Genomic DNA, 13,986 nt, shown 5'->3' on the forward strand with positions numbered 1-13,986 from the left:
GCAGTACACAGTGCACGGCCCCGCCTGCATGTCAGGCGGGGCCGTGCAACGCCGAGGTCTATCCCTGTCTGACGACAGAACCGCTGCCGCCCTCGATACCGCAGGCCGCGAATGCCTCCTCTGGTGCATCGGCCGGAAGTCGGAGTCCTTCGCCTTCCTTCGGGTCCGGAACGTCCACGCCGTTCTCGCGCAGGCACTCCGCCAGTTTGAGCTGCTCCTCGTGCGCCTCGGCGTCGCTCTGCTCCCCTCCGGGAGGTGCCGGCGGGGTGCCGAGCTTGTCGGTGCACTTCTTCAGCGCGGCTTCCTGGGCTTCGTCGTCTTCGGAGCCGAACTTCAACCCCTCCTGCCCTTCGCCGGTGGGATCCTCCATGTCGATGCCTTCATCACGCATGCACTGCGCGAACGCCAGCTGGTAGTCGTTGAAGGACATCTCCTTCCCGCTCGAGGACGGCTCGTCGGGGGTGCTGCAGGCCGCGAGCGACCCGATGAGCAGGGGAATGGCGCAGAGCGCCGCAGCGAGCTTCACGCGGGATGCGCTCATTCGTGGACCGTTTGTACTGATGAACATGGTGTGTGCCTTTCGTGGTGTGTACAAGGGATCGAAGTGGGATTCGATGGATCTAGTCGACCAAATGCGCCGTTGCGAGAGCGTCAACGGATGCGTTTACCTGCCTTTCACGCGGGTGTTCAGCTACTGAGTGCTGAGGTGGGAGGGGTGTGTGAGGCGCGGATCGCCGGGTACAGACCAGCCACTGCACCGATGGCGAGCGTCGCACCTACTCCGCCGACGAGCACCAAGGGTGGAATGGAGACCGGCCATCCGGACAGGGTTGCCATCGCGAATGTGACCGCGCTGCCGAGCCCCGCCCCGCCGACCCCGCCGAGCGCTGAGAGCAGGAGGGCTTCGGTGAGGAACTGGGAGCGAATGTGTCCGCGGGTGGCTCCGAGTGCTCGGCGCAACCCGATCTCACGGCGACGCTCGAGCACGGAGATGACCATGGTGTTGGCCACACCGATTCCGCCGACGAGCAGTGCCACGGACCCGAGCCCGAGGAGCAATCCCGTGAACGCCTGATCGGCGGCGTTCTTCGCCGCCAACGCATCGGAGGGTCGGGAGACCTGCACCTCTTCTGGAGCTTGTGGGCTGACCGTTCGTCCGATGAGCTCGCGCACCGTGCCCACGCTCTCCTCGGTCGATCGTTCGTAAATGGTCGTCGGGTTGCCGGCATAGCCGAACAGGGCGGTCGCGATGGTCTCGCTGATCAGGGCGGTGGTGTCGAGTTCCTCCGCGAGCGCGACGGGGGCGAGGATCCCGATGACGGTGAACTGTTGGTCACCGAGCCACACCAGGCCTCCGGGAGAGGAGACGCCGAGCCGTTCGGCGGCTGTGGCGCCCAGGACCACCGTTGGATAGCTGGCAGTGGCTCGGTTGAACCACGCCCCTCCGGTGACTTCTCCGCCGACGGTCTCCAGCAGTCCTTCTGAAGCGGCGTGCACGCCGATACCGCCGGTGCGCCCGGCTTCTATGAGTGCGCTGCGGTAGATGGAGAGGTCGCTGAGTGTCGCGGTGGAACCCACGTTCAACACTCCTTCCATCTGACCCACCTTCGCCAGCGAGTTGGGTGGCAGCTTGGTGTCCTCACCCGCCAGACTCTTGCCCGCGCTGACGCGCAGCAGGTTCGTGCCGAGTGACTCGAGCTGCTGGTTCAGCTTGGCCTGGCTGGACGAGGAGATTCCCACGACGGAGATCATCGCCGCGATGCCGATGGCGATACCGAGAGCGGAGAGCACCGCTCTGGTCGGGCGAGCTCGAAGACCAGTCGTGCCCAGATGGAAGACGTCCCGGCCTCGCAGGCGTGAGCGACGAAGCGATTCAGTGTTCGAGGTCATGTGACCCTCCCGGAGTCGGAGACGAGGTGGCCGTCGCGGATACCCACTCGGCGAGGAAGCTGCTGAGCCAGTTCGACATCGTGGGTGATGACGACGACGGTCGTCCCGGAGGCATTCAGCTCATGCAAGAGCGCCACGATCGTGGCGCCGGAGGAGGAATCCAGATTGCCGGTCGGTTCGTCAGCCAGCAGCAGCGGTGGATCACCCACGACCGCGCGTGCGATCGCAACCCGCTGGCGTTCGCCGCCCGACATCTGGTTGGGTTTGTGCCCGAGTCGGTGCCCGAGACCCACTCGCTTCAGGGCGGCAAGGGCCCGTCGTCGTCGCTCCGCCCGAGGAACACCGGTGTAGATGAGGCCGTCTGCGACATTGTCGACGGCACTGGTTCCTTCTGCGAGATGGAACTGCTGGAACACGAATCCGATGCGATGAGCGCGCAGTGCGGACAGACGCGCATCCGACAACTCTTGAACGTTCTCGCCGTCGATCGCCGCAGAGCCCGACGTCGGACGGTCGAGGGTTCCGATGACGTTCAACATGGTCGACTTGCCGGAACCGCTGGGTCCGACGATCGCCACGAACTCGCCCTCGTGAATGGTCAGATCAACGCCCTGCAGCGCATGGACAGGCGGGCTGCCGTAGCTTCGGCCGACACCGTCAAGCTTCACGATGGCCTTCATGATTTCGGCACCACCACGTCAGCGCCGGCAGTGATGCCTTCGCCGCTGATCTCCACGCGGCCGCCGGCGAACAATCCCGTCGTCACAGGCACCCGCTTCGTCGTACCGTCTGCCGCAACGACTTCAACGCCGAAGGTTTTCGAGTCGAGGGCCACCAAGGCTTCTACAGGAACCGACAGGACGTTCTCCCGTTGCTCGGACGGGAAGCCCACCGACACGCTGCTGCGCTGCAGATCCGCGGCAGCTGTCGGATCGTCAAGGGCAATCGTGACCGGCACGATCACGGACTTCTGACCGTTGTTCTCCTTCTCCGTCGGCACCCCGACCGCTGTCACAGTGCCAGTGGTTTCGGTCCCGCCAGGGAGCGAAACCGAAACCTGCACGCCCACGACAGCCAGGCGTTGCTCGGACAGTTTCAGTTCGACCTGCACTCGCTTCTCCAACGACGTCACGGTGAGTACCTTGCCGCCCGGCCCGACCTGGCTGCCGATCGTGACATCTGCCGCCCCGACCCGCACGTCGCCGGCCATGAACACGACCGAACCGAGTTCCAAGCGCCCCGTCCGCTCGACTCCGAGAGCCTTCTGCCATGCGCTGATCGCACGCTCCGTCGAGGCCGCGAACTCCGTATCCGGGACCCGGTCGAAGTAGCCCAGCGCGGCAAGGCTCATCTCCAGCTGCAGCACATCGGGACCATCCGGCATCCCCGAACCGAACGCGCGCCATGCGGGAAGTGCGCCGTGGAGGAGCAGGACAGGGGTGTTGTCGAGCCAGTACAACCCACCACCCAACGACACCTGCGAGCCGACAGGAGCGATCGCGGTGAGCGTGCCCCCAGCACCTGCTGACAGGTCACGTTGATCTGCGTAGTCCAGCGTGCCCTGCGCCTGGCTCGTGCCGGAGAGCGTTCCCTGCTCGATCCGTGCGGTCGATGTCGCGACGCTCCCAGTGTCCGTGGCTTCGGCGGCCGCATCCGGACGAAGGAGAAGCATGCTCCCCGCGACGCCGCCCGCGAGGACGAGAGCGCCGACGAGACAGCCAGCGATGAGCTTCTTACGACGACTACTCGGCCCGCGCGCATGGGTCGCGTCGGGGTCGTGGCCGTCGAGTTCATCGTCGAAGACGTGATTCATGGGGGATCCTTACTGTGAAACGCTCCGCAGACACCGTGCGGCACCTGCGCGTCGCCACCGGCTGCACCAGTGGACGCTTGTCCATTCGAACTGATCGTGCGTTGCAGGGGCGTCAACGGTTCCCTTCACAATTCGGTTAAGCCGCACGAGGTAGGCTCACATCATTCTTGTAGACTTCATTTGATTCACTGATACACATGACGCTCAGTCGAAGGGTTGGTGTGACGATGCGGGTGCTCATCGCGGAGGACGAGGTCTACCTGGCGCAGGCGATTCGATCCGGACTGGAACAGGAAGCGATCGCCGCCGACGTGGTGCACGACGGCACCAGCGCGCTGGAGTCGTTGTCGGTGCATGCATACGACGTCGTGCTTCTGGACCGGGATCTGCCAGGCACGCACGGGGACGAGGTCTGTCGACGCGTCGTGGAGGACCACCCGCACGTCAGGGTGCTCATGTTGACTGCGGCGGGGAGGCTGACCGATCGAGTCTCCGGCCTTCGCCTGGGCGCCGACGACTACCTGGCGAAGCCGTTCGAGTTCGCGGAGCTCGTCGCCAGGCTCCGGGCGCTGGCACGTCGAGCCGTTGAATCCCATCCGCCGGTCCTGTCCAGCGCCGGGCTCACACTGGACCCGTTCCGACGACAGGTGACCCGCGACGGAACGTTCATCCGTCTGTCGAGGAAAGAGTTCGCCGTGCTGGAACAGCTCATGCTCGCCAGGGGTGGCGTGGTGAGCGCCGAGGTGCTCTTGGAGAAGGCCTGGGACGAACAGGCCGATCCATTCACCAACACGGTCAGAGTGACCGTGTCGAACCTTCGCCGGCGACTCGGGGCGCCGTGGGTGATCCAGACCGTGCCGGGCAGCGGGTACAAGATCGCTCCGGACCCGCACTAGTGCGGGCTAAGGACCAAAGGTCGCAGCGACCTCGACGCCTCACGGTCAGGGCGCGGCTGACGCTCACCTACACCGCCTTGTTCGGGGTCGCGGGAACCCTCATGCTTGCTGGGGTCTACCTGTTCATGCGGTACGTGCCCACCTATGCGATCAGCGCGCAGACGGTCGACGCGGACGTGGACGCGGCGTTCGTGCCGGATTGGTCGGATACGCAGCCGACGAGTGAGATGAGCGAAGGGTTCAGCCTGCCGTTGTCCGAGCGCGCTGCGTTGATCGTCTCCGATGAATCCGACATCCTCAACGCCCTCCTCGCGGCGTCGATCGTGATCCTGCTGCTCCTCGGGGGCTGCAGTGCGATCGCGGGTTGGATCATCTCCGGCCGGGTACTCCGGCCGTTGCGCGACATCAGTGCGGCGGCAAGTTGCGCCGCACGCGGGGCGTTCGATCACCGCGTCGCGTTGGTGGGCCCGCGGGATGAGATCACGGAGCTCTCCGCCACGTTCGACCACATGCTGGAACAGTTGGGCGCGGCGTTCCACGCACATCAACGCTTCGCGGCGAACGCCTCCCACGAGTTGCGCACACCCCTGGCGACGACGAAGACCATCCTCGAGGTCGTGACGCGGGACCAACGCCTCGACCCGCCGATGCAGGAAGCCATGGAGCGCCTTCGCGAGACCAACACGAGAAGCATCGAGACCGTCGAAGCACTGCTGGACCTCGCGGATCTGAGCCAGGCATCGCTGCGCGTGCAACCCTGCGACCTCGCCGCAGCCACTTGCGCGGTACTCGCCGACTTCCAGCATGCCGCCGCAGCTCGAGGCATCACGATCTCCGCGCAGCTGTCGACAGCGACCGTGCACGGGGACCCCCGCTTGCTGAACCAGCTGCTGACGAACCTGTTGCAGAACGCTGTGCGGCACAACGTCGACGGCGGATCGGTCTCCGTCCGCACGATGCATGCGCGCGAGGCCGAAGCGTGGGGAGCAACTCTCGTCATCGTCAACACCGGTGCCGTGGTGTCCGAGGCGAACCTCACACGACTCACCGAGCCGTTCTACCGGGACAGGGGGCGGATCGCGGCCGGGGAGCACCGGTCCAGAGGCCTGGGTCTCGCGATCGCCGAGGCCATTGTCGGAGTCCACCATGGTCGCATGTGCCTGACGGCAGCAGACTCCGGCGGACTCACGGTCTCGGTATCGTTCCCAGCACATCCGACGACCCAGCAGGCAGGCACGGCATGATCGGCCAGTGGGCCGCATCCGTCGTGCGTGGCTCGGGGAGTCGCCGACGCATCAGCGACGAGCGTTGCGCACGATCGCTTCCAGTGCCTCGAGGTAGACGTCGAATTCCGCGCGTCCTCGGCCGGTGAGCACGACTCGACGACCACGCTTGTCTGCCGCGGTCTGACCGACATCGACCATGCCGGCGTCTGCGAGTGCCGAGAGGTGCTTCGACAGTGCCGATTTGCTCACACCGGTGATCAGCAGCAGGGCGGCGAAGTCGATGTACTCTGCCGGAGCGAGGGCTGAGAGTATGACGAGACGCGCCGGCTCATGGAACAGCGGGTTCAGCGCGGGTCGGGCCGGCTCGGCCGAATCGTCGCCCTCACGCATCGCCGGACTTCCGTTGCCTACCCACAGCGGCCTGGCCGGTCGCGAGACGAGCGAGTGCGGGCAGACACGCGGCGAAGATCACCACTGCGGACGCGAACGCCGAGATCGTGTTCGGTGCCACCCAGCCCACGGAGCGAGCCAGCCACTGTGTCAGGAGATATGCCGCGATGACGGCGAGCCCGCTTGCTGCGAACAGGAGCATGCCGCGCCGGTCCGACCAGTCGAGGCGCAGTTTCAGCGGTCGGGCGACCGAGAGTGCGACGAACCCGAGGACGACCAGGCCGAGTAGCCAGAGCATCTCGAGATCGACGACGGCCCCGAGGGCGATCACCAGTGCGGCGGTGATCACGGCGGTGCCCAGGGCGCCCTGTCGGGCAGAGCGATGCGAAGCATCTCGGGAAGCGCTCAGACGGTTCCGTGCGTCTTCTTCATTCATGACGACCTCCAAAAGTTTCTTTCAAAGAAACTACCATATAGTTTCTCTGGCGGAAACGACCGAGTCGAATCAATCGCCTTCCACGCTAGAGCTCACGACCCACTTCCGCAGAGCCGGCGTCGAGCAGCTCGAGCACATGACGGTAGTCCTCGCCCGTGGCGCGGGTCATCCCGAGTTCGCAGGTGCGGTTGCAGGACGCGTGTGCGTCAGCGCCGAGCGCCGCGACCTCGGCCGCCTCTGCCTTGGTCGCGGAGGCGGTCAACTCGGGATGCAGCATGCCGCGATCGCCCGCGAACGCGCAGCAGCCCCAGTCGTCCGGGACGTGCACCCGCTCGGCCACCGCCTCACCGATGCGCACGAGATCGGGGTCGAGCCCCATCTGGCGGGAGGAACAGGTCGGGTGGAGGACGAGCTGCTCGATGCGGGCCTCGACGTCGACTCGCGGCAGGATCTCCCGGGCGGCGAAGGCCACCGCGTCCTCGACGAGCACGCCGCTCTCGCTGAGCAGCTTCGCGAAGCCCTCGGTGCAACTGGACGCGTCACTGACGACCACCAGACCGCTGTCGGCGACCGCAGCTTGAATGCGTTGCACGGTTCGCTTCTCGTTCACGGCGGCGTCTGAAGCGAACCCCTTCGACGACCACGGAGTACCGCAACAGATCGACTCGACGCCGTCGGGCACGATCATGCGCAGCTCGGCACGCTCGAGGAGGCGGGTGAAGGCGCCCATGACGCCGTCCCCGCCATCCGAGGCGCCGAACATGCTGTTGACGCACGCGGGGACGTAGATCCCGACCGGGGGACCGTCGCCGGCGCCGACGATCTTCCCGAGCGCCGCCCGGGAACGTCCGCCGCCCGGGAGATCACCGGTGTACCGCGGAACGGTGTCTGCGCCGAGGACGGTTCGGGCGACGTCCGTCACCGCACCGACCACCGGAGCCGGCAGCAGCTTCGCACCCGACAGCGCGATCGAACCGAGTCTCGTGACGGGCCCCCACCCGACGGCGGCCGCCTTCCACCCGGCGGCTGCGACCGGAGCTGCGTCCGTGCGTCGGAGGCGCTTGACCAACGCGCCCGTGTTGATGAGGACCGGGCACGCGGTCTGACACATGCCGTCGACGGCGCACGTCTGCACACCGGCGTAGTCGTAGTCGTCCGCGAGCTCCTCGGCGAGGGAGATGTCGCCACGTGCACGAGCGGACTCCTCGGCACGGCGGACCACGATGCGTTGGCGCGGCGTCAACGTCAGGTCGCGACTCGGGCAGACGGGTTCGCAGTATCCGCACTCCACGCAGCGGTCGACCTCCTCCTCGACCGTCGGCTGCAGCTTGATCCCGCGGAGGTGCCCCTCGGGGTCCTCGTCGATCAAGACGCCGGGGTTCATCACGCCGGCCGGATCGACCAGTCGCTTCAGGTCGAGCATCACCCCGTAGAGCTCGTCCCCATACTGCCGGCGGACGTACGGCGCCATGGCGCGACCCGTGCCGTGCTCGGCCTTCAGATTCCCGCCCGCATCGAGGACGAGATCGACCATCTGCTCCGTGAAGGCGACGAACCGGCCGAGCGCGGCGTCGCCCTCGAAACGGTCCGTCAGCATGAAGTGGATGTTGCCGTCCTTCGCGTGCCCGAAGATGACCGAGTCCCGGTACACGTGCTGGTCGAAGAGCTCCTGCAGGCTCGCGCACGTGTCGGCGAGGGCGGCTGTGGGTACGACGATGTCTTCGAGCAGCGCCGTGGTGCCGGAGGGTCGCGCACCGGCCACCGACGCATAGAGGCCCTTGCGGAGCGCCCAAGCGCGCGACCGCTGGGTGGTGTCGCTCGTGAACGACACCGGCGCGTGCACGTCGAGACCGTTCAGGAACGCTCCACCCGTCGTCGCGCGGTCCCGAAGCTCGACGGCGTCGCCGGACCGGTACTCGATCAGGAGCGCCGCGTGATCCTCGGGTGTGAATCCGTGGATCTCGGCGGGGCTGCCGGGAAGTCGCTGCCCCACGGTCAGCGAGGTGGCGTCCATGAGCTCCAGCGTCGCCGCTCCGGAGGCGACCAGCTCGGGCAGGGCCCGGGTCGCCGCATCGAGGGAGGGGAACACGGCCAGCGCCGTCGACACCAGCGGGAGCACGGGGACGGTGCGGAAGGTCGCCTCCGCGACGAACGCCAGCGTGCCCTCCGAGCCGATGATGAGGTGCTGCAGGACGTCCACCGGCGACTCGAAGTCGAGGAAGGCGTTGATCCCGTAGCCCATGGTGTTCTTCAGGGAGAACTGCCGCCGGATGGACGCGACCGACGCCGGATTCGAACGGACTCGGCGCTGCAGACGCTCGATGCCCTCGGCGAGTTCGGGTTCCGCGGCGTGCAGCTGCTGGTCGGCCGCCGGGTCGGCCGTGTCGATCGTCGTGCCGGAGGGGAGCACGAACACCATCGACTCCAGCGTCCGGTAGGTGTTCTCGTCGATCCCACACGCCATGCCGCTGGAGTTGTTCGCGATGACGCCGCCGATGGTGCACGCCACCTCGCTCGCCGGATCAGGACCGAGACGGTAGCCGAGTCGTGTCAGACGGGCGTTCACCTGCGCCACGGTCGCCCCGGGCTGCACACGGACGCGTTCGCCTCCGTCGAGCACCTCGATGGTCCGGAACTGCTGCCTCGTGTCGACGATGATGCCGGCACCGGAGGCCTGACCGGACAGGCTCGTTCCCCCCGATCGGAATGTGACCGCTGCGGACGAACGCGTCGCCGCCTGCAGGATCGCGGCGACCTCGGACGCGCTCTCCGCGATGACGACCGCCTCCGGCGTCAGCAGGTAGTGGGACGCATCACCGGCGTACGCGGCTCTATCGATCGCGCGGGTACGGATCCGCGCGGGATCGCCGACGGCTGCGGTGATGAGGGCTGGGACGGTGGTCGGGTGTGCCACGAGGCTTCCTTCTCGAATGCGGGCGTCAGCGTGGTGCGGGATCGCCTGCGTGCTGGGTTGCGGGTGCAGCGGCCGGAAGCCTCAGGTGGACGGAGCGTCTCCGGGTCATCGGCCGGCCGTCACTCGAAGCGCTGCCACTCCGGCCGGTTGTCGTAGGTGTAGCGATAGTAGTCCGCCAACTGCAGCCGCGATGCTGCTGCTTCGTCCACGACGACGGTCGCGTGCTGGTGCAGTTGAAGCGCCGACCCTGGCACGAAGGAGCTGAGTGGCCCCTCGACAGCGGCCGCGACGGCGTCCGCCTTCCCGGCGCCCTGTGCGACGAGCACGAGTTCGCGAGCCTCGAGGATGGTTCCGAGCCCCTGCGTCATGCAGTGGGTCGGGACCTGTTCGAGCGAGTCGAAGAACCTGGCGTTGTCCTGGCGCGTCTTCGGCGTCAAGGTCTTGATGCGCGTGCGCGACGCGAACGACGACGTGGGCTCGTTGAACCCGATGTGCCCGTTGGTACCGATCCCGAGGATCTGCACGTCGATGCCACCGGCTTCGGCGATGGCCTGGTCGTACTCCCGCGCAGCGGACGCGAGGTCGCCGGCGCGTCCGTCCGGGACCCGGACCCGCGAGGCGTCGAAACCGAGCGGACCGACGACCTCGCGCGCGATCACGCTGGCGTACGACTCGGGATGCTCAGCCGGGATGCCCACGTACTCGTCCAGCGCGAAACCGCGGGCCTGCGCGAACGACAGTGATCCTGCCTGGACGCGACGTGCCAGCTCCGCGTAGACACCCTGCGGGCTGGAGCCGGTCGCCAGCCCGACGACGGCTTGGGGGCGTCCTGCGATGATCGAGGCGATCTTCGCGCCGGCGACGCGACCGACCTCGGCGGCGTCTGGAAGGATGATGATCTCCACGGTGGTCCTCTCGTTCCTGCTCAGGCGCCCGCGGCGGCCACGGCCGACCGGACATCGTCGTCATGCGACTCGAGCAACCGAGCCGCCGCCGCTGCGTCCACGTCTGCGAGGAGCATGACGACCGCGGTCTTGGCGTGTGCGCCGGCCTGTTCCAGGGCGGCGTCGGCGACCGATCGTTCGGCACCGGTGGCGTCCGCGACGATCCGTTGTGCACGGTCGACGAGCTTCTCGTTCGTCGGCCGGACGTCGACCATGAGGTTGGAGTAGACCTTGCCCGACCGCACCATGGTCGCGGTGGAGAGCATGTTGCAGACGAGTTTCTGCGCGGTCCCGGCCTTCAGGCGGGTCGAACCGGTCAGCACCTCGGGTCCGGTCATGACCTCGATGGCGATGTCCGCCTCGGCGCTGATCCGCGCGTTCGCATTGCAGGACACGGCGATCGTCGCCGCACCAAGCTCGCGGGCGTAGCGCAGGCCCCCGATGACGTACGGCGTGCGACCACTGGCCGCGAGGCCGACGACGACGTCCGTCGGGCGGAGACCGGCCGCGACGAGTTCCGAAGCACCGAGCTCGATGTCGTCCTCGGCGCCCTCGACGGCGACCACGAAGGCGTTCTCGCCGCCGGCGATGAGACCCAGCACCTCGGTGGGGTCGGTACCGAACGTCGGCGGGCATTCGACCGCGTCGAGCAGCCCGATACGGCCACTCGTCCCCGCGCCCAGATAGATCAGCCGACCGCCCTGGCGGCGGGCCTCGGCGATGCGCTCGACAGCACGGGCGATGCTCGGCAGTTCCGCGCGAACCGCGTCGGCGACGAGTCGGTCCTCGTCGTTGATGACCTCGAGCAGCCGGAGGGTGTCGAGCGTGTCCAGGTCGACCGTGCGCGGATTGCGTCCCTCGGTGGAGAGCGCTGCCAGGGTACTCGTTGTCTCAGGCACGATCTGCCTTCCGTTCATGGTCGGACGGGCGGGGGCCGTCGTGTGGATCAGAGCGATTGTCGGCGGTCATGCTTCGAACCGCAGCCGCCGGGGCGGCACGTCGAGCGTTCGCGGCGGTAGCGATTCTCCCGGGACGATCGCACCCAGGACGCTCCCATGCGAGGCGCCGGTCGCAGACGGCAGGGAACCCGCCTGCCCGTTCACGGTCAGGAAACCGAGAACGGCGAAGGCGAGTGCCTCCTTCGCATCGGACGGGAGTCCCGCGTCGTCGCTGATGACGACGTCGGCGTCGGGGAGTGCGGCACGGATGCGCCCGACGAGCTGCGGATTGCGTACCCCGCCGCCGGCGAGGATGACGCGGTCCATCCCTCGGACCGCGTCGGCGACGGTCCGCGCCGTGAGCTCGGTCAGGGTCGCGACCAGGTCCTCCACCGAGAGTGTCGGGCGGCCTGCGAGTCGCTCGCGCAGGTACTCGAGGTGGAACAGCTCCTTACCGGTCGACTTCGGTGCGGGGCGCTCGTAGTAGGGCTCGCGCAGCAGCAGGTCGAGGGTGTCCTCGTGCACGGTGCCGCGCGCTGCGAGCTCACCGTCGACGTCGAACTGTCGGGCACCGCCCGTGTGTTCGGCGACGACAGCGTCGATGAGGGCGTTCGCCGGACCGCTGTCGAACGCGATCGGGTCGCGACCCGGGCGCACGAGTGTGGCGTTGGCGATGCCGCCCAGGTTGACGGCCGCGGCGGTCTGCCCGTCGAGCCAGAGCGCGTCGATCATGCTCACGAGCGGGGCGCCCTGGCCACCGGCGGCGACATCTCGCGAACGCAGGTCCGCGACGACGGTGCAGCCGGTGCGCTCGGCGATCCAAGCCGGTTGGCCGAGCTGGAGCGTCCCTCCGACGCGACCGCCCTCGACCCAGTGGTACATGGTCTGACCGTGGGAGACGATGAGGTCGGCATCCCCTTCGCAGAGTTCCGCGACGGCCCGGACCGCGACGTCCGCGAACGCCTGCCCGATCCGGGTGTCCAGCCGACAGACGTCGCCGACGCTGGTGCTCGCGGGCGGCAGGGCTGCGGTGATCATGGCGTGGAGTTCCGGCTGGTACGCGGCGGTGATCATTCCGAGTGGTCGGACGACGAGGGTGTCGCCGTCGACGCTGATCTCGGCAGCGGCGGCGTCGATCGCGTCGTGAGAGGTGCCGGACATGAGCCCGATGACGCGCATCGGCCGGCTCACTTGCGAAGCTCCGTCCGGTGCGCGTTCCCGCGGAGGGTGCCGATGGCGATCGCGCTCACCAGGCACGTCGCCATCACGTAGTACGCCGGGACGTCGACGTTGCCGGTCGAGGCGATCAGCGACGTGATGATCAGCCCAGCGCTGCCCGAGAACACGGCGTTCGAGATCGAGTAGGACAGCCCGAGGCCGGTGTAGCGCACGGATGTGGGGAACATCTCGGCGAGCATGGCGGGCCCTGGGCCTGCGATCATGCCCACGATCGCTCCGGCGATGAACACGGCGAGGCCGTGGACGCCGACGCCGAGGTCGGGGTCCTGCAGCACGTTGAGCAGTGGCAGCGCCAGGATGACGATGAGCCCGGTGCCGGTGAGCATCACCCAGCGTCGACCGATCTTGTCCGACAGCCAGCCGGCCGGGAGGATCGTCGCGGCGAAGCCGGCGTTCGCGAGCACGGTGGCGATCAGCGCCTGCTGGAAGGACGCGTTGAGGCTGCTCTGCAGATAGGAGGGCATGACGACGAGGAAGGTGTAGCCCGCGGCAGACCAACCCATCAAGCGTCCGATCCCCAAGAGGATCGCCTTCGCGGTCTCCGCTGCGCCGGCGCGGACGACCGGTTCGGCGACCTGGGTGGTGCCTGCGGCGGCGACCTTCTGGAACTCAGGAGTCTCCTCCAGCTTGAGGCGGAGGAACAGCGCGACCGCGCCGAGGGGGAGTGCGAGGAGGAACGCGATCCGCCAACCCCACGCTGCCAGATCGGCTTCGGACAGGATCGCCGAGAGCAACGCGACGGTACCGGCACCGCCGAGGAGGCCGAGTGCGACGGTGAACGACTGCCACGATCCGTAGAAGCCGCGCTTCCCTGCAGGCGCGAACTCGGTCATGACCGAGACGGCGCCGCCGAACTCACCGCCGGCGGAGAGACCCTGCAGGATGCGCACGATGGTGAGCAGGATGGGTGCCGCGATGCCGATGGACGCGTACGTCGGGAGGACACCGATGAGTGCGGTCGCAACGGACATCATCACCAGGACGAGGATGAGCGTCGGCTTCCGACCGATCCGGTCGCCGATCCGGCCGAAGAGTGCCGCGCCGACCGGGCGGAAGAAGAAGGCGATCGCGAAGGACGCATAGGTCGCGATGAGCGATTCGATGCCGGTCTGCTGCCCGTCGCTGAAGAACTGAGCGGCGAGGATCGTGGCGAGGAACCCGTAGATCCCGAACTCGTACCATTCGATGAAGTTGCCGACGCTGCCGGCGACGATCGCCCGGCGTCGGGCGGTGCTGCTGATCACGTCGCTGCGCGATGTGGAGCTGGTCACGGGACCTCCCTTGGTTCCTGGATCGTGTG

The 13,986-nt window shown here is 67.6% G+C and carries 13 protein-coding genes; 2 read left to right on the forward strand and 11 right to left on the reverse strand.

What is annotated here, in order from left to right; all coding sequences use genetic code 11:
- Positions 1-58 precede the first annotated feature (58 nt).
- The 4 genes from ABMA10_RS00655 to ABMA10_RS00670 all read right to left on the reverse strand — a co-directional run bounded on the left by ABMA10_RS00655 (position 59) and on the right by ABMA10_RS00670 (position 3,349).
- The gene (locus tag ABMA10_RS00655) at positions 59-541 is read right to left on the reverse strand and encodes a hypothetical protein (RefSeq protein ID WP_431031094.1); all 483 of its coding nucleotides are present in this window, start codon (positions 539-541) and stop codon (positions 59-61) included.
- A 146-nt stretch (positions 542-687) separates the two neighbouring features.
- Complete coding sequence (locus ABMA10_RS00660; RefSeq protein ID WP_347867893.1) at positions 688-1,890, reverse strand: ABC transporter permease; 1,203 nt, start codon at positions 1,888-1,890, stop codon at positions 688-690.
- Positions 1,887-2,570, reverse strand: coding sequence for an ABC transporter ATP-binding protein (locus tag ABMA10_RS00665; protein WP_347867892.1), 684 nt, complete (start codon positions 2,568-2,570; stop codon positions 1,887-1,889). The genes ABMA10_RS00660 and ABMA10_RS00665 overlap by 4 nt, the downstream gene beginning before the upstream one ends.
- A complete protein-coding gene (locus ABMA10_RS00670; RefSeq protein WP_347867891.1) occupies positions 2,567-3,349 on the reverse strand; it encodes a peptidoglycan-binding protein in 783 nt (260 codons plus the stop codon). Before ABMA10_RS00670 ends, ABMA10_RS00665 begins: the two co-directional genes overlap by 4 nt.
- Positions 3,350-3,930: 581 nt before the next feature.
- Here ABMA10_RS00670 and ABMA10_RS00675 point away from each other — a divergent pair.
- Positions 3,931-4,599, forward strand: a complete 669-nt coding sequence (locus ABMA10_RS00675) for a response regulator transcription factor (protein ID WP_347867913.1) — start codon at positions 3,931-3,933, stop codon at positions 4,597-4,599.
- A gap of 101 nt (positions 4,600-4,700) precedes the next feature.
- The gene (locus ABMA10_RS00680) at positions 4,701-5,843 is read left to right on the forward strand and encodes a sensor histidine kinase (RefSeq protein ID WP_347867890.1); all 1,143 of its coding nucleotides are present in this window, start codon (positions 4,701-4,703) and stop codon (positions 5,841-5,843) included.
- Positions 5,844-5,894: 51 nt separating this feature from the next.
- On the opposite strand, the gene ABMA10_RS00685 is transcribed toward ABMA10_RS00680, so the two are convergent.
- The 7 genes from ABMA10_RS00685 to ABMA10_RS00715 form a co-directional block, all read right to left on the reverse strand.
- Positions 5,895-6,215, reverse strand: a complete 321-nt coding sequence (locus ABMA10_RS00685) for a transcriptional regulator (RefSeq protein WP_347867889.1) — start codon at positions 6,213-6,215, stop codon at positions 5,895-5,897.
- Entirely contained in the window at positions 6,208-6,651 is a 444-nt protein-coding gene (locus tag ABMA10_RS00690; RefSeq protein ID WP_431031095.1) for a hypothetical protein, read from the reverse strand. Before ABMA10_RS00690 ends, ABMA10_RS00685 begins: the two co-directional genes overlap by 8 nt.
- 85 nt (positions 6,652-6,736) lie before the next feature.
- A complete protein-coding gene (locus ABMA10_RS00695; protein WP_347867887.1) occupies positions 6,737-9,565 on the reverse strand; it encodes an FAD-binding and (Fe-S)-binding domain-containing protein in 2,829 nt (942 codons plus the stop codon).
- 119 nt (positions 9,566-9,684) lie between these two features.
- Positions 9,685-10,470, reverse strand: a complete 786-nt coding sequence (nagB, locus tag ABMA10_RS00700) for a glucosamine-6-phosphate deaminase (RefSeq protein WP_347867886.1) — start codon at positions 10,468-10,470, stop codon at positions 9,685-9,687.
- 20 nt (positions 10,471-10,490) lie between these two features.
- Complete coding sequence (gene murQ, locus ABMA10_RS00705; protein WP_347867885.1) at positions 10,491-11,408, reverse strand: N-acetylmuramic acid 6-phosphate etherase; 918 nt, start codon at positions 11,406-11,408, stop codon at positions 10,491-10,493.
- Positions 11,409-11,474: 66 nt separating this feature from the next.
- The gene (locus tag ABMA10_RS00710) at positions 11,475-12,638 is read right to left on the reverse strand and encodes an anhydro-N-acetylmuramic acid kinase (RefSeq protein WP_431031096.1); all 1,164 of its coding nucleotides are present in this window, start codon (positions 12,636-12,638) and stop codon (positions 11,475-11,477) included.
- Positions 12,635-13,957: an MFS transporter gene (locus tag ABMA10_RS00715; protein ID WP_347867883.1), complete on the reverse strand. Its 1,323-nt coding sequence runs from the start codon at positions 13,955-13,957 to the stop codon at positions 12,635-12,637. The genes ABMA10_RS00710 and ABMA10_RS00715 overlap by 4 nt, the downstream gene beginning before the upstream one ends.
- Positions 13,958-13,986 lie beyond the last annotated feature (29 nt).

This window comes from Plantibacter sp. RU18 (genome assembly GCF_050613355.1).
GTDB lineage: Bacteria > Actinomycetota > Actinomycetes > Actinomycetales > Microbacteriaceae > Plantibacter.

Bases quoted from the DNA above. Each gene is read 5' to 3' on its own strand.
- ABMA10_RS00655 (WP_431031094.1), bottom strand. From the start codon at position 541: ATGAGCGCATCCCGCGTGAAGCTCGCTGCGGCGCTCTGCGCCATTCCC.
- ABMA10_RS00660 (WP_347867893.1), bottom strand. From the start codon at position 1,890: ATGACCTCGAACACTGAATCGCTTCGTCGCTCACGCCTGCGAGGCCGG.
- ABMA10_RS00665 (WP_347867892.1), bottom strand. From the start codon at position 2,570: ATGAAGGCCATCGTGAAGCTTGACGGTGTCGGCCGAAGCTACGGCAGC.
- ABMA10_RS00675 (WP_347867913.1), top strand. From the start codon at position 3,931: ATGCGGGTGCTCATCGCGGAGGACGAGGTCTACCTGGCGCAGGCGATT.
- ABMA10_RS00680 (WP_347867890.1), top strand. From the start codon at position 4,701: ATGCTTGCTGGGGTCTACCTGTTCATGCGGTACGTGCCCACCTATGCG.
- ABMA10_RS00685 (WP_347867889.1), bottom strand. From the start codon at position 6,215: ATGCGTGAGGGCGACGATTCGGCCGAGCCGGCCCGACCCGCGCTGAAC.
- ABMA10_RS00690 (WP_431031095.1), bottom strand. From the start codon at position 6,651: ATGAATGAAGAAGACGCACGGAACCGTCTGAGCGCTTCCCGAGATGCT.